Below are 20515 nucleotides of genomic sequence, written 5' to 3'. Positions count from 1 at the left end.
CGGCTACGCCGCCACACACCCTACGCACGGAACCCGCCCGCTGCGGGCTTCGCCCAGCGTAAGAGGGAGGCCTAAATTGTAAACAGCCCTTAACCCAACCTACGAACTATCGTCTTGTGCTGCCTCATAATTTTAGCGATAGGGTGCGCCTTGGCGCACCGTTAAAAGAATTTCTTGTTTGTTCAGATGGACGGCGCGCTGAAGCGCAGCCTATCTCTTTACGGTGGGGCAAGCCCCACCCTACTTTCTTTGATTCCAAATATACATACACATTAGTCGCTACCCTGTATGTAAAAGGATAGTTCAACAAAAAAGCGCCGTTGTGGCGCTTTTTTAGTGGGCGAAACCCCGGTTTATTGGCCGTAGTAGGCGTTTTTGCCGTGTTTGCGCAGGTAGTGTTTGTCCAGCAGCTCTTGCTGCATCGGCGGGATGCGCGGGTTGAGCTGGCAGGTAAAGAGGTTCATGTAGGCGACTTCTTCGAGGACGACGGCGTTGTGTACCGCGTTGTGCGGGTCTTTGCCCCAGGCAAACGGACCGTGCGAGTGAACGAGTACGGCGGGAACGGCGTTCGGGTCAATGCCGCGTTTGGCAAAGGTTTCGACGATGACTTTGCCGGTTTCCAGTTCGTATTCGCCCGCGATTTCTTCCGGCGTCATGCGGCGGGTGGCGGGGATGGCGCCGTAGAAGTAGTCGCCGTGGGTGGTGCCGAGCGCGGGCAGGTCGCTGCCTGCTTGCGACCAGATGGTGGCGTGGCGCGAGTGGGTGTGGACGATGCCGCCGATGTCCGCGAAGCGGCGGTAGAGCTCCAGATGGGTCGGGGTGTCGGAGGAGGGTTTTTTGTTGCCTTCGACGGTTTTGCCGCTCGCCAAATCGACGACGACCATGTCGGCGGCGGTCATGACGTCGTATTCGACGCCGGAGGGTTTGATGACGATGAGGCCGCGTTCGCGGTCGATGCCGCTGACGTTGCCCCAGGTGAAGGTGACGAGGCCGTAGCGCGGCAGGTCGAGGTTGGCGGCAAGGACTTCGTCTTTCAGGGTTTCTAGCATGGGAATCCTCCTTTTTGCATTTGTTCTTCCATCCAGCGGCGGGCGTGGATGATTTCGGCGACAGGCTCAGCGGCTTTTTCCGTCCACATTTCGATGAGGAAGGCGCCGCGGTAGTTCAAGCGGGCGAGGGTCTCAAAGACTTTGACGAAATCGACGCAGCCGTCGCCGAAGGGGACGTCGCGGAATTGGCCTTTGCTGGTCGCGGTGACGGGGTAGGTGTCTTTCAGATGGATGGCGGCGATGCGGTCGATGCCGAGCGCGAGCTCTGCCGGGACGTCGTTGCCCCAGGCGCTCAGATTGCCGACGTCGGGATAGACGGTGAACCACGGCGAGGCGACAAGTTCATCCCATTGTTTCCAGCGGCTGATGCTGTTCATGAAGGCGGTGTCCATGATTTCCACCGCAAGCATGACGCCGTTGCTGGCGGCGAGCGCGGTCGCCCATTGCATTCCTTCGCTGAAGCGTTCGATGGTGCCGTCGTCCTGCGCTTCGTAATAGACGTCGTAGCCCGCGAGCTGGATGGTGCGGATGCCGCAGTCCACCGCGAGCCGGATGGCTTTTTCCATGAGGCGGTGGGCCTCGTCGCGGATGGCGGGGTCGTGGCTGCCGAAGGGGTAGCGGCGGTGGCCGGAGAGGCACATCGAGGGCACGGTGATGCCGGTGTCAAGGCAGGCGCGGACGAGGTCGAGGCGTTCGGCCTTGCTCCAGTCAAGGCGGGCGAGGCGAGCGTCGGTTTCGTCGATGGAGATTTCAACGAAGTCGTAGCCGCAGGCTTTGGCGAGCGCCAGCCGCTCTGCCCAGCTTAAATGGCCGGGCAGGGCTTTTTCGTAGATGCCGAGTTTGTGCTGGCGCATGGTTTAGCCCCAGTAGCGGGCGAAGGCTTCGTGGAAGGCTTTGGCGGTCGCGGGTCCGGTTTGCGGGTTGGCGAGCGCGCGCCCGGCGATGAAGCATTTGGCGTTGATGTCTTTGAAGATACCGACTTCTTCGGGAACGATGCCGCCGGTGATGGAGAGTTCCAGACCGAGGTCGGAAAGGGCGCGCAACAGTTGCAGGTCTTTTTCGCCCCAGGTTTGGCCGCTCGCCTGCGCGTCGCGGCTGCGGTGGTAGATGGCCTGTTTGACGCCCATTTTGACCCAGGCTTTGGCGTCGTCCAGCGTCCAGTTGCCGAACAGCTCAATTTGCACTTCTTTGCCACGGGCGACGGCGACTTCGTGCGCTTTTTCGATGGTGGCGAGCGAGGCGGCGCACATCACGGTGAACCAGTCGGCACCGGCGGTGAAGGCGATGTCGGCCAGCGTTGAGCCGGCGTCGGCGGTTTTGTAGTCGGCGACGATGATGTGCTTGGGGTAGCGCTGGCGCAGGGTTTCGACGGCGGTTTTGCCTTCGCTGAGGCAGAGGATGGTGCCTGCTTCGATGATGTCCACGTGCGGCGCGGCGACGGCGGCGACTTCGAGCGCCTCGGCGAGGCTGGTTTGGTCAAGGGCGATTTGTAACAGCGGTTTGCTCATGGTTGGCTCCTTTCGGGGGTTTAGGGGTGAAGGGTGTCGTTGAAGGCGCGCAGTTGCGCAATCAGCTCGCGGTAATGGCGGTATTTGGTGGCGTAGGCGTCGGCCAGCGCGGGATTGGGGCGGTAGCTGTCCAGCGGCGGTTTGAGCGCGGCGCAGGCGGCGGGGCAGTCGGGATAGGCGCCGGTGCCGACCATCGCCACCAGCGCGGCGCCGAGGCAGCCGGTTTCTGCGATGCGCGGTGTTTCGACGCTGTTGCCGCTGATGTCTGCCAGCATTTGCATCCACACCACGGATTTGGCGGGGCCGCCGGTGACGCGCAGCACGCACGCCGCCGGGAAGCGTTGCCGCATCCGCTCCAGATGGTGCATCAGACTGTAGATGACGCCTTCGTACACCGCCTGGTAGATGTGGGCGCGGCCGTGGAAGGATTGCAGGCCGTACAGTCCCGCCTGCATTCCCAGTCCGGCGTTGCTGCCGTAGAGGAAGGGGACGAAATAGACGCTGCTGGCGGCGGGCGGTAGCGCGGCGATGCTGTCGTTGATGGCGCGGTAGTCGTGTTCGCCAAGGAGGGCGGTGATCCATTCGAGGTTTGCCGCCGAGGTCGGGCTGGCTTCATGCACGATGTACTGGCCGGGCGTGGCCGATTTGCCATAGACGAAGGGGATGGTTTGGCTGTCGTCGATGTGGTCGGTGAAGCCTGTTACCACCGACCAGGTGCCGAGGACGACGTTGAGCATGGTTTCGTCGTGCAGTCCGGCGCAAAGCGCGGTGGAGACGACGTCAAAGAGGCCGCCGACGACGGGCGTACCCGCGCGCAGGCCAGTTTCTGCCGCCGCTTGTGCGCTGATGTGTCCGGCGATGGCGCTCGCGCCGACGATGGGCGGCAGGGCGGGGACGATTTCGGCGATGCCGAGGGTGTCGGCGAGTGCGGGCTGGTAGCACCCTTCGCCGAAGTGGTAGAGGTTGGATTCGGAGATGTTGGTTTCTTCGCAGGCAATCGCGCCGGTCAGGCGGTAGCGCAGGTAGTCGTGCGACATGAGGATGCTGCCGATGCGCTGGTAGCGCGCAGGCGCCTGTTCTTTCAGCGCGCGCAGGATGGAGACGGGATGCCCCGTCCACAGGGTTTGCCGGGTTTCGGGGTAGAGCGCGGCGGGGACGCCTTCCGCCTGCCAACGTTTGACCACCGGCAGCGCGCGCTGGTCGGAGGAGAGGATGCCGTTGCCAAGCGGCGCGCCGTCACGATCGAGGGTAAAGAGGCCTTTGCCCTGGGCGGAGATGCCGATGCCCGCGATGGTCGCCGGGTCGGTCGTGGCGATGGCTTCGCGGATAACGGCAGCGCAGGTTTGCCAGAGGGTTTCCGGGTCGCGCTCCGCCCAGCCCGGTTGCGGGCTGAGCACGGGCAGGTTGCGCCGCGCCACGGCGATTTCGCTGCCGTCTTCGCGGAACAGTCCCGCCTTGATGAAGGTGCCGCCGCAGTCGATGCCAAGCCAGCAGGTCATGGGGTCTCCTTATTTTGTCTCGTCGGCGAGCGCGTCCACTTGTTGCAGCAGGGCGCTGCCGCTGTCGCCGTTTTTGTCGATAAAGCGTTGGCGTATTGGTGCGGCGATGAGGATGTGGTGCTTCATGGGGTTCTCGCGGGTGGGTGGCAGGTGGCGGGGATAACCCGGTTATGCGGGCGGTTACGGGCTTCGCCCTAACCGCCCCTACGTTGGATGGCAAGGGGGCAAGTCGCAGGATGACGATGCGGCATCTGCGGTAATTTCACGGGCGCTACCCCCTCCCTAACCCTCCCCCGCTGCGGACGCTGCGCGTCCTGCGAGGGAGGGGACGAAGTTGCCGGGTTATTTTTTCTCTTCGGCGAGCGCGTCCACTTTTTTCAGCAGTTCGTCGCCGTTCTTTTCGATGAAAAATTGGCGTACCGGCTGTTCGATGATGGCGCGGAACGGGGCGGTGTCGATGTCGCGCACGATTTCCAGTCCCGCTTTTTCCATTTCTTCCAACATCTGCGTTTCTTTTTCGGCGTTGAGTTCGCGCTGGTAGGCGCCCGCTTCTTTGGCCGCATCGAGCAGGATTTGTTGTTGTTCGGCAGGCAGGCTGTCGAATTTGTCTTTGTTCATGACGACGAGCAGCGGAGTGTAGCCGTGGTTGGTCAGGCTCAGGTGTTTTTGTACTTCGTAGAGTTTGACCGAGTAGAGGATGCCGATGGGGTGCTCTTGCGCGTCCACGGTGCGGGTTTCGAGCGCGGTGTAGAGTTCGGAGAGCGGCATCGGTACCGGGTTGGCACCCAGCAGTTCAAACGCCTTGACGTACATCGGGTTCTGGTTGGTGCGGATTTTCAGTCCCTTGATGTCGTCCGGGGTTTTCACCGGGTGTTTGGAGTTGGAGACGGCGCGGAAGCCGACTTCCCAGAAGCCCAGTCCTTTCAAGCCTTTGTCTTCGAGTTCTTTCATCAGCCCCTGGCCGATGTCGCCGTCCAAGACGCGGTAGGCGTGTGCCTTGTCGCGGAAGATGAAGGGGATGTCGATGATGTTGAGGTTGGAGGCGAGGCCGGTGAAGTTGGGCGAGCCGGACATTTCGATGTCAATCGAGCCGCCGCGCACGCCGCTAATCATCGCCTGCGCGTTGCCGAGGGTGCTGTCGGGGAAGAGCGAAATTTTCAGCTCGCCACCGCTTTTTTCTTTGACGATGTCGGCGAATTTTTTCGCGGCGATGTGTTGGGTGTCGCTGCGCGGCGCTTCGTAGCCGAAGCGGAGGCTGGTGGCAGCATGGGCGAGGCCAACGCCTAAGGCGGCAGCGGCGATGAGGGCGGAGAGCAGTTTGTTTTTCATGGGTTTTGCCTTGTTGTGTTGAGGGATGGGGTCAGCTCATGATGAAGCGGTAGGGCGCAATCACCAGTTGCGGGAAGATGAGGAAGAGGATGAGCAGGAGCAGCAGCATTCCGACGTAGGGCAGCATTCCGCGCGCGGCGCGGTCAAACGGCAGTTTGGTGACGCCGGTGATGACGTTGAGCACGTTGCCGACCGGCGGGGTGATGAGGCCGATGGAGGTGTTCAGGATAAACATCACGCCGAAGTACACCGGGTCAATGCCCGCTTCTTGCACCAGCGGCATCAGCACCGGGGTGAGGATGAGCACGGTCGGCGTCAGATCCATCACCATGCCGATGATGAAGACGGCAATCATGATGACGGCGAGCAGGAGGCGCGGCGAATCCAGCAGCGGCTCAAGCAGTTCGGTAATCATCTGCGGCAGTTCGGCGATGGTAATGAGGTAGCCGGAGATGCCTGCGGCGGCGACCAGCATCATTACTACGGCGGTGGTTTTGGCGCTCGCCAGCAGGATGCCGTAGAGCTGCGGCAGTTTGAGCTCGCGGTAGATGATGGTGGAGACGAAGAGCGCGTAGAACGCCGCCACCGCGCCCGCTTCGGTCGGGGTGAAGACGCCGAGGCGGAAGCCGCCGATGATGATGACCGGCAACAGCAGCGCCCAGATGCCGTTTTTGAAGGAGGCGGCGAGTTCGCGGCGGCTCGCCTTGGGGAAGGTGTGGATGTCAAGGTGTTTAGCCTGCCAGCCCCAGAGCAGGGCGAGGAAGACGCCCATCATGACGCCGGGGATGATGCCCGCCATGAACAGTTTGGTGATGGAGACGCCGCTCGTGACACCAAAGATGATGAAGGGGATGGACGGCGGGATGATGGGAGCGATGATGCCCGCCGCACCAATCAGCCCGGCGGAGCGTTCTTCCGGGTAGCCGGTGGTTTTCATCATCGGGATGAGCATGGCGGCGACGGCGGCGGTGTCGGCGACCGCCGAGCCGGAGAGGCTCGCCATGATCATCGCCGCCATGATGGCGACGTAGCCGAGGCCGCCGCGCTTATGGCCGACCAGTTTCATCGGCAAATCGACGATGCGGCGCGACAGTCCGCCCGCGTTCATGATTTCCCCGGCGAGGATGAAGAAGGGGATGGCCATCAGCGAGAAGCTGTCGGCACCGCTGATGAGGTTTTCGGCGAGGATTTGTGTGTTGAACTCGCCGAGGTGCAGCATCATCGCGATGCCGCAGAGGATGAGGGCGAAGGCAACCGGGATGCCCGCGAGGATGCCTGCAAGCAGGACAACGAGGAAGGTGGCGATAATCATGCGATGTGCCCCCGGAGAATGGCGGAGGTTTTGACGCCGATGCGCACCAGCAGCAGGATTTGCAGCAGGCCGCTCATGATGGCGGCGGCGAGGAAGTTCATGCCGGTGGGGATGCCGGTGATGGGCGAGAGGTTACTCATGTTCTGCGCGGCGAGTTTGCAGCAGCCGAGGAAGAGCAGCAGGCAGCAGGCGAGGAGGATGATGTCGGTCGCGACTGTCCACCACGCGCGCAGTTTCACCGGCAGTTTGGCGACGAGGAATTGGACGGAGACGTGTTCGTCGCCGTTGAAGGCGAGTACCGCGCCCATGAAGGTCAGCCAGACGAACATATAGCGCGAGGCTTCTTCGGTGAAGGTCAGGCCGGAGTTCAGGGTGTAGCGCAGGATGACGTTGAGGAAGATGAGGAAGCTCATCAGCGCCAGATTGAAGACGACGAAGATTTCCAGCAGTTTGTTGATGTTGGCGAGCGCTTTCATGGCAGGCTCCGCTTACAGCGCCAGGATTTTTTGCCAGACGCTGTCATCGACCGGAATGCCGTTTTTGCGGTGTTCGGCGATGGTTTTTTCGAGGTTGTGGCCGGGCAGACGTACCGGCACGCCTTCCTGCGACGGCGTGGCGGAAAGAACGTAGTCGGTGATGCGGCGCAGTTTTTCGTCGCGCGTCTTGCCGTCAATAAGGCGGTCAACCTCAATGGCGATGAAGATTTGCGAAACGCGGTATTCGTCGTCCAAATCCTCGCTCACTTCGGCAACCGACAACCCGCCGGAGAGCAGGGTGGCGACCATATCCAGCACGATGGAGAGGCCGGAGCCTTTCCAGTAGCCCATCGGCAGCAGGCGGCGGTTTTTCTCGACGGTGGCGGGGTCGCGGGTGAGATTGCCGTCATCGTCAAAGCCGGCATCTATCGGCGTCTGTTTGCCCGCCAGCCGCGTAACCTCCAGCTTGCCGTAGGAGAACATCGAGCAGGACATATCGACGTAGGTCGGCGGGTTGCCCGGCACGGCAATCACCAGCGGATTGGTGCCGATGCGCGGTTCCTTGCCGCCCCACGGCGGCATCACCGCGAGCGAGTTGGTCCAGCAGATGCCGACATAGCCCTTTTGCGCCGCTTGCAGGCCGTAGCTGCCGCCGCGCATCCAGTGGTTGGCGTTTTTCAGGGCGACGACGCCGATGCCGTGCTGGTCGGCGAGGGCGATGGCGCGGTCCATCATTTTGACGGCAGTAAGGTTGCCAATCGCCTGATGCGCGTCCCATTGCTCTATCGCGCCCAGCGACAGCACTTTTTCCGGCTCGGCTTCGGGGTGGATATGCCCCTGGTCAAGCTGGTAGATGAAGCGGGGAAAGCGGTTGACGCCGTGCGAGTAAATGCCGGAGAGGGTGGTATCAGCAAAGAGGGTGGCGACCGCCTCGGCGGTGTCCTCCCGGAGTTTGCGCGCGAGCAGCACGCGCTTGAATTCGGCCTTGAGTGCGTCATAGGTGAGTTGCATGGCGGGGTTCCTCTGTGGTTTATGAACGGGAAGCGGGCATTATAGGAATGGTGTGAGGATGGAACAACGGCGGCTGTGGTTTTTTGTGTTTTTGTGTGAATTGGCGGCAAAAAGGCAGGGGCGGTCGCCAACCGCCCCCGTGTGTGCGTCAGACCAGCCCGGCTTCCTGCATCCGGGTTTTGGCTTCATCGACGGAGAGGATGTTCTTCATGCCGATGACGGTCACGCCTGCGGCGGCGGCATCCTTGAACATATCGACGAAGTTGGCCGAGCAGAAGACGACGTCAAACTGTTTCGCCGAGGATTTGCCTTCGGAAATCGAGCAGTGGTGGATTTTTTCCACGTTGACGTTGAGGTCTTTCAGCGCCTGCTGCACTTTCATTTTCATCATCAGGCTGGTGCCGGCGCCGTTGGCGCATGAGACGAGGACTTTCATGGTTTGCTCCTGTTGTCAGTGAATTGGGTGGGGTTGCCCGCCCCGCGCGGGGAGCGGGCGTGTTTCTTAATGGCTTTCCGGGAATTTCGCCTTGTAGGCTTCGTAGTCTTCCGTCATCAGGAAGTAGCCTTCGCGGTTGCAGCGGTACTGGATTTGCGGGATGGCAATCAGCACGAGGATGACGATGGCGAAGCCGATGTAGTGCAGGTTCTTCATGAGGAAGGTGAATCCCGGCCAGAGAATTGCCCAGTCCCACATACCGAGGTAGCCGCCTTCGAGGCCGACATTCATGCCGTTGTAGGCGTAGATGGCATAGCTGACGACAAAGGCGGTGCCGAAGACCTGCATCAGGCCGGAGAAAAACGGCATGATGAGCGCTGCCTTGTAGCCGCCGTGGCGGTTGGCGTAGAGGCCGATGGTGGCGTTATCGAAGAACATCGGGATAAATCCGGCGATGATGACGGTCGGGCTGTTCATCGCCAGCAGCACACCAAGGGCAAGGAACTGGCCAAGCGCACCGAACATGAAGCCGAGGGTGATGGCGTTCTGCGAGCCGAAGCCGTAAGTGGCGGCGCAGTCAATCGCCGGTACCGCGCCGGGCAGCCAGCGGCCGGAAATACCATGGAAGGATTCGGTCAGCTCGGCAACGAAGGTGCGTACCCCCAGTTGCAGGATGGAGAGGTAAACGGTGAATTTCATCGCCGTCAGCAGGATGTAGGTGAAGAATGGCGTACCTTCCTTGTAGTCAAAGACGAGGCCGGCGGCAAGCAGTCCCAAATACTCTTTTTGCTCCATGTTTTTGGAGAGATATTGGGAGCTGTGCTCCAGCACGAACTGCTGACCGAGGGTGGCAAGGATGACGCCGAAGAAGAAGGTCATGAGGATGGTGGTGGCGACCATGTTCTCGTTGAAGATGGAGAGCCAGCCCGGCAGCTTGATGTCTTCCAGTTTCTTCGTTTCCTGTCCCGGCTTGGGTTTGAAGAAGATTTCGGAGAGTTTGCTGAATAGCGCCACGCCAAACATTTGCTGGTGGCCGATGCAGAAACCGGCGCCATCGGTGAGGCGTTGCGACGGGGCGATGGTCAGGTTGGAGCCGACCGCCCAGTAGAGACCAAGCGCCAGCGACATCATCAGCAGCAGTCCGGTGTCGCCCAGTTCGGGGAAGCAGACCAAAAGCAGCCAGAAGGCGGTGGCGGATTGTTGCACCTGAACGTGACCGGTGGTGAACAGCGCCCGCATTTTGGTAATGCGCTGGAAGCGGACAACGAGAATGTTGAAGACAAAGGCGAGCAGCAGCAGCGTCAAGACGGCGCTGAATGAGCGCTGAATATGACCGAGCGCATCTTCAATCGCTGCCTGCCCGGCGTAGGGATCCATCATGCTGGCAGAAACATTAAAGCGTTCTTTCAGCCCGCCGATAATCGGTTTGAAACTGGAAACGAGGCCGGTCGCCCCCGCGGTCAGAATGAGATAACCGACGCTGGCTTTAATAAATCCGGCAAGGGATTCATACCAGGGTTTTTTCAGCAGGATATAGCCGACAAGCACAATCAGGCCGATAAAGAAGGCCGGTTGTTGCAAGACGTTTTTGGAAAAGAATCCCCAAATGGCATAGAAAAATTCCATGTGGCCTCCTAGATACCGTATTTCGCCGCAATGGCGCGCAAATCGTCGTGATTCTGCGCCTGCAACAATTTGCCAATCAGCGCGTCATTGTCGAGCATGGTGGCGAGTGCCGACATATTCTCCAGATGCTGTTCGTGATCCTGCGAGGCGAGGGTAAAGAACAGGCGCGCGTCTTTTTCGCGGTCATTGGCGTCAAAGGCGACGGTTTCCGCCACTTTCATGAAAGAAATCGCGGTTTTGTGTACGCCCTTGGCATTTTCCTGCGAGTGCGGCATGGCAATGTCCGGCGCAATGACGATATAGGGGCCGTATTTTTCGATGCAGGCGATGATTTCATCGGCGTAACTCGCATCCACGGTACCGTCGGCAACCAGCGGTTTACAGCCGCCATGAATGGCGCTTTGCCAGTCGGGGAAGCGGGTTTCAAAATTGACGTGTCCCGCATCCAGCATTTTGCTGAGTAACATGGTGCCTCCTTAGAGCATGGAGCGGAACTGGATGTTTTGCTCCTGCTCGAAGCAATCATCAAAGCCGCGCGGGTGGTGGTATTCGGTCAAATCCTTGTCGCGCGGATAGACGTATTTGCCGCCCACTTCCCAAATAAAGGGTTTGAATTTGTATTGCAGGCGGTCTTTGCGCATCCGGTACAGGGCGAGAATTTCATCGGTGCTTGCCATGAAATTCGTCCAAATATCGTGATGCACCGGAATGATGACTTTGGTGCGCAATGCTTCCGCCATGCGCAGCAAATCAATAGAAGTCATCTTGTCGGCAATGCCCACCGGGTTTTCGCCGTAATTGTTGAGGGCGACGTCAATGTCGTAATCCTTGCCGTGTTTGGCGAAATAGATGGAATAGTGCGAATCGGCGCCGTGGTAAATGGTGCCGCCCGGCGTTTTGAAGACGTAATTGACCGCCTTGCGCCCCATTTCTTCATCGCTGGGGCAAAGGCCTTTCAGCTCGCCGCCTTGTGCTTCCGCACCTTCGACCGGCAGCGTTACCAAACAGGTGCGGTCGAATGAATCGAGCGCGTGGATTTCCATATCCTTGATTTTGACAACATCGCCCGGTTTGACGGTGACGAGGCGGTCTTCCGGCACGCCCCATTTTTTCCACAGTTCGGTGCAATGCCACGGGCCGATGAATTTGACGTGGTTCAGCTTGGGATTATTGACGATGGCGGCGGCGACATTGACGTCAATGTGGTCGCTATGGAAGTGCGAGGCGAGGATGGCATCGACTTCGTTAATCGCAAACGGGTCCAGCACCATCGGCTGCGCGCGCAGGTTCGGCTGCAATTTGCGCACCCCGGCCATGTTTGCCATCTGGTGGCCGCGCACCATGTCTTTCACTTTCTTCGTGCTTTTGCCGCGGCTGCACCACAAGTCCATGCAGATGTTGGCGTTGCCCGGCGTTTTCAGCCAGATGCCGACGCATCCGAGCCACCACATGGCAAAGTTGCCTGCGGGGACGACTTCCTGCTCGATTTCTTCATTGAGCCAGGTTCCCCATTCGGGGAAGGTGCTGAGTATCCAGCTTTCTCTGGTGATTTCACTAACTTTGCTCATGGGTAAACTCCGGTGGACATGAAAGGACTGGCAAACGGAAACGGTTTCCGTCCGCGCGCGGCTATGGTAACGCTAAAGATGTTCAAAACGCAATACAGAAAAAACAAAACGAACATATATCAGCGTTCGTTGTGCGGAAGTATCCGCTTATATGGCGATATTAGCAGGTTAAGCGATAGTTTTATGAATGAGTTGAATGTTTCAGGCGCGTGGCGCTACAATGCGCGCTGACACGTTAATAAAAGTAAGGAATAAAGGAATATGAAACGCTCAATGGCCTTCGTGGAAGCACGCCGCCAGAAAATCCTCGAAACCCTGGCGGCGAACCCGGAATGCAAGGTACAGGAGCTGGCGGACGCGCAAAACGTCTCCGCGCTCACCATCCGCCGCGACCTGGATGTGCTGGCACAACGCGGTTTTTTGCAGCGTTTTTACGGCGGGGCGACACTCGCCGCCCCGCCGTCGCAGGAAAACCAACAGCGCGAACGCTGCAAACGCGCCATTGCCGCGCGTGCCGCCGCCTGCATCCACGAGGGTGACACCATTTTCATCAATTCATCCTCCACCGCGCTGCTGACGCTGGATTACGTCAAGGAGCGGCGCATCACCACCATCACCAACAACGGCAAGGCGATACATCTTGACCTTGACCCGCGCATCAAGCTGATTCTCTCCGGCGGCCATGCCCAATTCCCGAAAGAAGCGCTGACCGGCGAGTTCGCGCTGCGCAATCTGGAAAAAGTCACCGCGCAAAAGGCGATTATGGGCTTCAGCGGGGTGAGCCTGCAGGGCGGGCTGACCACGTCCAATGTCGATGAAGTCGCCATTAATGAAATGATGCTGCGCCGCGCCACGGAAAAGGTGCTGGTGGTGGTGGAAAGCCGCAAGCTGGGACGCGACAGCACCTTTGTTTCCGGCGAACTGGCACAAATCAGCCATCTCATTACCGACAGCGATGCCGACCCCGCCTTTATTGAGGCGCTGGACAAGCGTGGCATTCAGGTGACGTTGGTCGAAGTCGCCGACTGACGCAAATGGTCGCATCGCTCCCGCATCGCGCAAATCCCGCATTTTTTGCAGGAATTGTTTGCCGACCGTCGGCGGGTTGCGCTAAAGTATGTGACGATTTTTGGACGGCTAACTTGTTCAAAACGTCAATTTTTTATGTGAATCCTCGTAACTCAGGAGATTTTGAATGATGAAACGCAAGATTTCTGTGCTGCTGACTTCCGTCGCAATCGCCGCCCTGGCTCAGGCACAAGATGACAACGCCGCCCAGGCCCAGGAAGCGGCCGCCTCTGCCCCCGCTGACAGCGTCGCCCTGACCGTGCCGCAAGTGAAGCCGGGCGAATGCCAGGCGCTGGTCGTGGTTCCGGCCAAGTTCGAGCCGCGCACCGAGCAGGTCGTCATCAAGGATGCCGCCAAATCCTACGAAATTGTTCCCGCCGAATACGAGTGGACGGAAGAGCAGGTCGTGATCAAGCCCGCCAGCAAGAAACTGGAAATCGTCCCCGCCGTCTTTGAAACCGTCGAGGAGCAGATTGAAGTTGAGCCGGCGATGACCACGCAGGAAGTCGTGCCGCCGCAATATGCCGAAGTGAAGGAAGAAGTGGTCGCCAAACCGGCGTACATGACCGCGCGCAGCGAAGGCCCGGCGCGTACCTTCTCCTCCGCTGGCGAAGCGCTGCGCATGGTGGAAGTCCCGGCGCAGATGGAAACCATCACCAAGCAAACCGTGCAGGAAGAAGCCCGCCTGAACCCGACCCAGGTCGAAGCCAAGTTCGAGACGGTGAAGAAGCAAAAACTGGTGAGCGAGGAAACTACCCGCGAAATCGAAGTGCCTGCCGAATACAAGACGGTCAAGGTGAAGAAGCTGGTGAAAGAAGCCGAACAGCGCGAGAAGGAAATTCCGGCCGAATATGCGGAAGTGACCAAGTTCGAGAAGGTCGCCGATGCGCAGGTGCGCTGGGAAAGCGTGCTGTGTAATGACACCGTGAACAGCAAGACCATCGAAGCGGTACAAAGAGCGCTGAAGAAGGAAGGCTACAAGGTCAGCGTTGACGGTTCGCTTGGCCCCGGCACGATGAAGGCGCTGGAAGCCTATCAGCACAAGCACAACCTCGGCGTGGGCGGTGTCACCCGCGAAACGTTGCAGGCCATGGGCATCGAGCAGTAATCCTGCCGCCACGCATCACAAGGAAGGCGCAAGCCTTCCTTTTTTGATGGCGATCCAAAATGATGCTGCCATACGAAAAACGTTTGTCCCTGCCAAACCCCTGCTTTCTCGTCCTGCGGACGAGCTGTTCCAGCCTCCCCACGGGGAGAGGGTGTATTTGGGCAGTCACGGCAACGGCTACCGAATCTTCCGCCGTTCTGCTCCCTCCCCTGCAGGGCGAAGCCCGCAGCGGGGGAGGGTTGGGGTGGGGGTAGCATCATAAATCCACCGCTGCAGCAGCTCCGTCATACTACCTGCGGTTCTAACCATATCGATTTATGAGAAAGCCGCTCCCACAGCGCAGCATCCATTTTGGAACATTACCTTTTTCATCATGCAATATCAGCTTATTACCCAAGACGGCAGCGCGCGGCGCGGCCGCATTACCTTCCCCGACGGGCAGACGGTGGAAACGCCGGTGTTCATGCCGGTCGGCACCCTCGGCACGGTCAAGGGGCTTGCGCCGGAGGAGCTGCACGCGCTCGGCGCGGAAATCATCCTCGGCAACACCTTCCACCTGATGCTGCGTCCCGGCGAGGACATCGTCGCCGCCCACGGCGGACTGCACCCGTTCATGCACTGGGACAAGCCGATTCTCACCGATTCCGGCGGCTTTCAGGTGTTCAGCCTCGCCAAAATCCGCAAGCTGACCGAAGAAGGCGCACGCTTCCGCTCGCCGGTCGATGGCAGCGAGGTCTTCCTCTCGCCGGAGCGCTCGATGCAGGTGCAGCGCGCACTCAATTCCAACATCGTCATGCAGCTCGATGAATGCACGCCCTACCCGGCGACACACGATGAGGCGGCGAAATCGATGCGCCTGTCGCTGCGCTGGGCGGCGCGCTCGAAGGCGGCGCACGCGGGCAATCCGAACCATCTCTTTGGCATCGTCCAGGGCGGCGTTTATCCCGATTTGCGGCGCGAATCGGCAGACGGCCTGGTCGCGCTGGATTTGCCCGGTTACGCCATCGGCGGGCTGGCGGTCGGCGAACCGGTGGAGCTGCGCAACGCGACGCTGGAGCACACCCTGCCGCATCTGCCCGCGAGCAAACCGCGTTACCTGATGGGCGTCGGCAAGCCGGAAGACATCGTCGAAGGCGTGCGCCGTGGTATCGATATGTTTGACTGCGTCATGCCGACCCGCAACGCGCGCAACGCCTACCTTTTCACCCGCTTCGGCACGCTCAAACTGCGCAACAGCCAGTACAAGCGCGACCTGCGCCCGGTGGAAGAGGGTTGTGATTGCTACACTTGCCGCCATTACAGCCGGGCATACCTGCATCACCTCGACAAATGCAACGAAATGCTCGGCGCGCGGTTGAACACCATCCACAACCTGCGCTACTACATCCGCCTGATACACACCATGCGCGCGGCGATAGAAGCCGGGCAGTTCGCGGGCTTTGCCGCCGATTTTTATGCCATGCGCAACAGCGGCGCTATATAATGCCGCGCTTCCATTAACCCTTAAACTTGAGAGGAAACAACCATGTTTTTCATCCAGGACGCTTACGCCCAACAGGCCGCCCCGCAAGCAGGCGGTGGCATGACCTCCATCATCATGATGGTGCTGCTCTTTGGCGTGATGTGGTTCTTCATGTTCCGCCCGCAGCAAAAGAAAATGAAAGAGCACCAACTGCTGATTACCAACCTGAAAAAAGGCGACGAAGTGATGACCAACGGCGGCATCATGGGACGCATCATCGACCTGGACAACTTCGCCATTGACCTCGAAATTGCGAAAAACACCATCATCCGCATCCAGCGCGGCGTGGTGGTACAAGTCCTGCCGAAAGGCTCGCTCAAGGCGACGCTGGGCAGCAACAAGGCCACCAACGACGACAAAAACGTCAAACTGGACAAGCCCGCCGAAGACGGCGACAAAGCGGAAGACGACAGCGCCGACAAAGCCTGAACCCGCCCACAGGCTGCCGCAGGGCAGCCTTTTTCACTTACAGACCTCCCGCAACCCGGACACCACCATGAACAAAGCCTTCGCCGGCTGGAAATACGCCCTCATCATCGCCGTCACCCTCTTGGGTGCGCTGCTTGCCCTGCCAAACTGGTACGGCAAAAGCCCGACCGTACAAATGCAATTTGCCAGCGCCGACGCTGCCACCGCCGCCGCGCAAGAAATCACCAACCAACTGCGCGACGCCAACATCGCCCCCGACCGCTGGAAAGTCGAAGGCGACAACCTCAACCTCTTCTTCCCGCAGACCGACGTACAAATCCAGGCACGCGACCTGCTCACCAGCAAATACCCGGACAACGCCGTCTCGGTGAACCTCTCGCCAAACACCCCGACCTGGCTGCAAAGCATTGGACTGGCGCCGATGAACCTCGGTCTTGACCTGCGCGGCGGCATCTCCTTCCTGCTGCAAGTGGACAGCAACGAACTCTTCACCCGCAAATCCGCCGAACTCATTGACCTTGCCACCGCCACCAGCGAAAAAAACAACATCCCGCTGCTCGGCGCCGAAGCCGCAGCCAACGGCGGCGCGCTCATCAGCTACGGCAGCGACGCCGACCGCGACCGCGCGCTGGACGAACTGCGCAAAGTCCTGCCGCAAAACCTCGAACAAGTAAACCTCGAAGAAAACGGCCAGTACCGCGTCCGCCTGCAATACAGTGAACAAGGCATCAGCGAACTCAAACGCCGCGCCGCCGACCAGAACCGGATGCGCATGGCAAGCCGGGTCAACAGCCTCGGCGTCGCCGAACCCTCCATCCAGGTCGTCGGCGACGACCGCCTGCTCATCCAGCTCCCCGGCATCCAGGACGTCGCCAAAGCCAAAGAAATGCTCGGCTCCACCGCCACACTGGAGTTTTACATCGTGGACGAACAGGGCGACCTCGCCCAGGCGGTGCGGATGAAACGCGCCCCCTTTGGCAGCAAACTCGCCTGGTTTGAAGACGGCACCCCCATCCTCCTCAAACGCAAAGTGGTGATGAGCGGCGAACACATCGTCGATGCCGCCGCCGGCAACGGCCAGCAGGGCATCGCGGTGGACGTCGTCCTCGACTCCGCCGGAGGCGCGCAAATGGCCGAAGTCACCCGCGAAAACCTGAAAAAACCGATGGCGACCATCTACGTCGAATACATCCCGGTCACCAAAAACGACGAAAACGGCAAACCCGTCACCACCGTCGAAAAACGCGAAACCGTGGTCAACTCCGCCACCATCCAAAGCCAGTTCGCCGACCGCTTCCAAATCACCGGCATCACCCCGTACTCGCGCGCACAAAAACTCGCCGCCACCCTGCGCGCCGGCTCGCTCGTCGCCCCGGTGTACATCATCGAAGAACGCACCATCGGCCCGAACGCCGGGAAAAAGAACATCGACCAGGGCATCAACGCCTCGCTGCTCGGCCTCGCCCTCATCATCATCTTCATGCTCGCCTACTACCGCAAACTGGGGCTGTACGCCAACATCGCCCTCGTCGTCAACCTCATCCTGCTGGTGGCGCTGATGTCGCTGTTGGGTGCGACGCTGACACTGCCCGGCATCGCCGGTATCGTGCTGACCCTCGGCATGGCGGTCGATGCCAACGTCCTCATCTACGAACGCATCCGCGAAGAAGTGCACGAACACATCGAAATCCACCAGGCAGTACGCATGGGCTTTGCCAACGCGCTCTCCACCATCGTCGATGCCAACATCACCACCCTCATCGTCGCGGTGCTGCTGTTCAGCTTCGGCGCAGGCCCCATCAAAGGCTTTGCCGTCACCCTCTCGCTCGGCATCCTCACCACCATGTTCACCGCCATCTTCGTCACCCGCGCGCTGGTCGAATTCTTCACCCTGCGCAAAGCCAATCCGAAGATAAACCTCTGAGAACACCACCATGCAAATCAAACTGCCCTACATCCACTTCATGACATACAGCCGGAACGGACTCTGGCTCTCGACCATCCTTACCGTCGCCGCCATTCTGCTCATCGCCTTCCGTGGCTTCAACTTCGGCCTCGAATTCACCGGTGGCGCGACCATCGAAATGCAATACGCCCAATCGGCGGACATCAACCACGTGCGCAGCGTCGCCGAAAAAATCGTGCCGGACGCGGGCGTCGTTCAATACGGCTCCTCGCGTGACGTACAAATCCGCTTCGCCGAACAAGAAGGCGCCAACATCGACCAGACCATGAGCGACATGGTCGCCGCACTACAAGCCGACGCGCCGGACGCCAAACTCACCGGACAATCCAAAGTCGGCGGCCAGTACAAAGAAGAACTCGTCAGCAAAGGCCTGCTTGCCATTGGTCTTGCCTGCATCGGCATGATCATCTACCTCGGCCTGCGCTTCGAGTGGAAATTCGCCCTCGGCGCGGTACTGGCGCAGTTGCACGACGTCATCATCACCGCCGGCATCTTCTCGCTGATGCACTGGCCGTTTGACCTGAACGTACTGGCGGCGCTGCTCGCCATCCTCGGTTACTCGGTGAACGACACCGTGGTCGTCTATGACCGCATCCGCGAAAACTTCCGCAAACTGCCCGCCGTCACCCCGCGCGACGTCATCGACACCTCCATCAACCAGACGCTGGCACGGACGATGGTGACGAGCTTCACCACCCTGCTCTCGGTCATTGCCCTCGCCCTCTTCGGCGGCACCATCCTCACCGGATTCTCCACCGCGATGATCATCGGCATCGTCTTCGGCACCTACTCCTCCATCTTCGTCGCCAGCGCCATCGTCGATCACATGGGCGTCAAACACGAAGACCTGATGCCGCGCGCACAAAAACCGATAGACGATTTGCCGTAGAAAACCCTTGCCCTCTACCGTTTACATACACCTGAGCGCTCAATGTGTATGTAAACCGGAAACCAAAACCCGCCCACCGCTGCCCGGATACCCGCCGGACTGCCCCCTCCCCTGCAGGGCGAAGCCCGCAGCGGGGGAGGGCTGGGGAGGGGGTAGCGTCAGAGAAAAAACCACCGATGCCCGAAACATAACCTGGACAGAATCATGCCCGACTACCTTATCGCCTACGACATCGCCGCGCCCAGGCGCCTGCAAAAAATCCACAAACGCCTCTGCGAAGAAGCCATCCCGCTACAAAACAGCACCTTCCTCTACCGCGCCAGCCCCGGCCAGTTTGAGCACCTCTGGCAAGAACTCGCCCAAATGAGCAAAAACGAAGACGACCTGCGCGCCTGGCGCCTGCCTGCCGCCAGCCTCTGCTACGAATACCACCCCAAAACCCCGGAAGGCATCTGGTGCCTGTAAACAACACCAGCCCAAGAATCACAATTCCAAAAGGAAACACGCCAAAAACACCATAAAACCGAACCATACAAAAACCTGACCCAATACAGTAAAATACGCCCATCCTGGACAACACCGGCCATCCCAAAACCGCCATGAAAAACCCTAATAAAAACAACACTCGCAGCGTCAACTTTTTCACCTTTGCAAAAATTGGAAACGCCCTCTGTAACCAACTGAAAACAAGGAGGAAAAACACACCCCGCTATTAAAAATTAGTCCCTGCTTCAAAGGGATTGCGACACGTCCATCCTTGGTTTTTAGCGAGATGTTGAGATTAAAAATTAGTCCCTGCTTCAAAGGGATTGCGACGTGAGCTGGCGCTTACCGAATCCAAACATAACATTAAAAATTAGTCCCTGCTTCAAAGGGATTGCGACTTACGACAGCCCGTCATAACCGACAATAACTGATTAAAAATTAGTCCCTGCTTCAAAGGGATTGCGACTTCGGCGCGCAGATGGCACGCCGGGTCAGGCAATTAAAAATTAGTCCCTGCTTCAAAGGGATTGCGACAAGGTCGTTGGCAAGGGCGCGCGCCGCATCGGATTAAAAATTAGTCCCTGCTTCAAAGGGATTGCGACTTTGTGCATGGTTTTTCATGCTGGCTCCTTTAGATTAAAAATTAGTCCCTGCTTCAAAGGGATTGCGACATAGTTTCCATAACAGTCTCCAGTGAATGAATGAATTAAAAATTAGTCCCTGCTTCAAAGGGATTGCGACGCATCCAAACAAGCCAGCTCGGAGCATCGGTACCATTAAAAATTAGTCCCTGCTTCAAAGGGATTGCGACTCTTGTTGTTCGGTATGAACTCTTGGGAATCCTTCATTAAAAATTAGTCCCTGCTTCAAAGGGATTACCGCTTTACCCCGCGCATTGGCGGGTTTTTTTATGCAACAAATTTATCTTTGCTGACGAGGTGTATCTGCTACGTGATGCGCGCAATTCGTCCCGACTGGCGCGCTGCCAGCCTGAAATTCACGCGCCACAAATTTGTCAGGCCGGATAACCATGGCGCGTTGGCGTAAGCTGCTGTTATCGAAACTACCGGAGCAAACCCTGTCATTCCCGCATAAATATTCGCCCCAATATCATTCCCGTGCAGCAATACCGCGCATCTCGTCAAACCCTACAGGTAACTTGCCATGAAAATCCTGCCCCTGTTTCTTTTATTCCCGCTAACCCTCTGGGCTGCACCGGCTTCTTCCGATAGC

The 20515-nt window shown here is 59.1% G+C and carries 19 protein-coding genes and 1 CRISPR repeat array; of the genes, 7 read left to right on the top strand and 12 right to left on the bottom strand.

Annotated elements, in window-relative coordinates:
• Positions 1-353: 353 nt before the first annotated feature.
• The 12 genes from araD to ulaG form a co-directional block, all read right to left on the bottom strand.
• Positions 354-1049, bottom strand: coding sequence for an L-ribulose-5-phosphate 4-epimerase (gene araD / locus Q0349_RS05780; RefSeq protein WP_298079930.1), 696 nt, complete (start codon positions 1047-1049; stop codon positions 354-356).
• Positions 1043-1903, bottom strand: coding sequence for an L-ribulose-5-phosphate 3-epimerase (locus tag Q0349_RS05775; protein ID WP_298079929.1), 861 nt, complete (start codon positions 1901-1903; stop codon positions 1043-1045). Before Q0349_RS05775 ends, araD begins: the two co-directional genes overlap by 7 nt.
• 3 nt (positions 1904-1906) lie before the next feature.
• Complete coding sequence (gene ulaD, locus Q0349_RS05770) at positions 1907-2557, bottom strand: 3-keto-L-gulonate-6-phosphate decarboxylase UlaD (RefSeq protein WP_298079928.1); 651 nt, start codon at positions 2555-2557, stop codon at positions 1907-1909.
• A 20-nt stretch (positions 2558-2577) separates the two neighbouring features.
• Positions 2578-4056 carry an FGGY-family carbohydrate kinase gene (locus tag Q0349_RS05765; RefSeq protein ID WP_298079927.1) on the bottom strand — a complete coding sequence of 493 codons (1479 nt, stop codon included), beginning with the start codon at positions 4054-4056 and terminating at the stop codon, positions 2578-2580.
• A gap of 342 nt (positions 4057-4398) precedes the next feature.
• Positions 4399-5385, bottom strand: a complete 987-nt coding sequence (locus Q0349_RS05760) for a TRAP transporter substrate-binding protein (RefSeq protein ID WP_298079926.1) — start codon at positions 5383-5385, stop codon at positions 4399-4401.
• Between the two features lie 31 nt (positions 5386-5416).
• Positions 5417-6697 carry a TRAP transporter large permease subunit gene (locus Q0349_RS05755; protein ID WP_298079925.1) on the bottom strand — a complete coding sequence of 427 codons (1281 nt, stop codon included), beginning with the start codon at positions 6695-6697 and terminating at the stop codon, positions 5417-5419.
• Positions 6694-7173, bottom strand: coding sequence for a TRAP transporter small permease subunit (locus Q0349_RS05750; RefSeq protein ID WP_298079924.1), 480 nt, complete (start codon positions 7171-7173; stop codon positions 6694-6696). Before Q0349_RS05750 ends, Q0349_RS05755 begins: the two co-directional genes overlap by 4 nt.
• Positions 7174-7185: 12 nt before the next feature.
• Positions 7186-8184, bottom strand: coding sequence for a 3-dehydro-L-gulonate 2-dehydrogenase (yiaK, locus tag Q0349_RS05745; protein WP_298079923.1), 999 nt, complete (start codon positions 8182-8184; stop codon positions 7186-7188).
• A 148-nt stretch (positions 8185-8332) separates the two neighbouring features.
• Positions 8333-8620: a PTS sugar transporter subunit IIB gene (locus Q0349_RS05740; RefSeq protein WP_298079922.1), complete on the bottom strand. Its 288-nt coding sequence runs from the start codon at positions 8618-8620 to the stop codon at positions 8333-8335.
• A 66-nt stretch (positions 8621-8686) separates the two neighbouring features.
• Positions 8687-10246 carry a PTS ascorbate transporter subunit IIC gene (locus Q0349_RS05735; RefSeq protein WP_298079921.1) on the bottom strand — a complete coding sequence of 520 codons (1560 nt, stop codon included), beginning with the start codon at positions 10244-10246 and terminating at the stop codon, positions 8687-8689.
• Between the two features lie 8 nt (positions 10247-10254).
• Positions 10255-10713 (bottom strand): PTS sugar transporter subunit IIA, encoded by a 459-nt coding sequence (locus Q0349_RS05730; RefSeq protein ID WP_298079920.1) that lies wholly within the window; start codon positions 10711-10713, stop codon positions 10255-10257.
• Between the two features lie 9 nt (positions 10714-10722).
• A complete protein-coding gene (gene ulaG / locus Q0349_RS05725; RefSeq protein WP_298079919.1) occupies positions 10723-11814 on the bottom strand; it encodes an L-ascorbate 6-phosphate lactonase in 1092 nt (363 codons plus the stop codon).
• Between the two features lie 261 nt (positions 11815-12075).
• Here ulaG and Q0349_RS05720 point away from each other — a divergent pair, with 261 nt between their 5' ends.
• The 7 genes from Q0349_RS05720 (at position 12076) to Q0349_RS05690 (ending at position 19261) form a co-directional block, all read left to right on the top strand.
• Positions 12076-12843, top strand: coding sequence for a DeoR/GlpR family DNA-binding transcription regulator (locus Q0349_RS05720; RefSeq protein ID WP_298079918.1), 768 nt, complete (start codon positions 12076-12078; stop codon positions 12841-12843).
• Between the two features lie 166 nt (positions 12844-13009).
• A complete protein-coding gene (locus Q0349_RS05715) occupies positions 13010-13990 on the top strand; it encodes a peptidoglycan-binding protein (RefSeq protein ID WP_298079917.1) in 981 nt (326 codons plus the stop codon).
• A 373-nt stretch (positions 13991-14363) separates the two neighbouring features.
• On the top strand, positions 14364-15473 hold the full coding sequence (gene tgt / locus Q0349_RS05710; RefSeq protein WP_298079916.1) for a tRNA guanosine(34) transglycosylase Tgt: 1110 nt from the start codon (positions 14364-14366) through the stop codon (positions 15471-15473).
• Positions 15474-15515: 42 nt separating this feature from the next.
• Positions 15516-15941, top strand: coding sequence for a preprotein translocase subunit YajC (yajC, locus tag Q0349_RS05705; RefSeq protein ID WP_298079915.1), 426 nt, complete (start codon positions 15516-15518; stop codon positions 15939-15941).
• A 67-nt stretch (positions 15942-16008) separates the two neighbouring features.
• Positions 16009-17865: a protein translocase subunit SecD gene (gene secD / locus Q0349_RS05700; RefSeq protein WP_298079914.1), complete on the top strand. Its 1857-nt coding sequence runs from the start codon at positions 16009-16011 to the stop codon at positions 17863-17865.
• A gap of 10 nt (positions 17866-17875) precedes the next feature.
• Positions 17876-18796 carry a protein translocase subunit SecF gene (gene secF, locus Q0349_RS05695; protein ID WP_298079913.1) on the top strand — a complete coding sequence of 307 codons (921 nt, stop codon included), beginning with the start codon at positions 17876-17878 and terminating at the stop codon, positions 18794-18796.
• Positions 18797-19000: 204 nt separating this feature from the next.
• A complete protein-coding gene (locus Q0349_RS05690; protein WP_298079912.1) occupies positions 19001-19261 on the top strand; it encodes a CRISPR-associated endonuclease Cas2 in 261 nt (86 codons plus the stop codon).
• 246 nt (positions 19262-19507) lie between these two features.
• Positions 19508-20164: a CRISPR direct-repeat array (repeat unit 36 nt; unit sequence ATTAAAAATTAGTCCCTGCTTCAAAGGGATTGCGAC).
• Positions 20165-20515 lie beyond the last annotated feature (351 nt).

This window comes from uncultured Cardiobacterium sp. (assembly GCF_938028185.1).
In the GTDB taxonomy this organism is placed as follows: domain Bacteria; phylum Pseudomonadota; class Gammaproteobacteria; order Cardiobacteriales; family Cardiobacteriaceae; genus Cardiobacterium.
The sequence above is the reverse complement of the archived record's forward strand: the minus strand, read 5'-3'. Positions and strand labels throughout refer to the sequence as shown.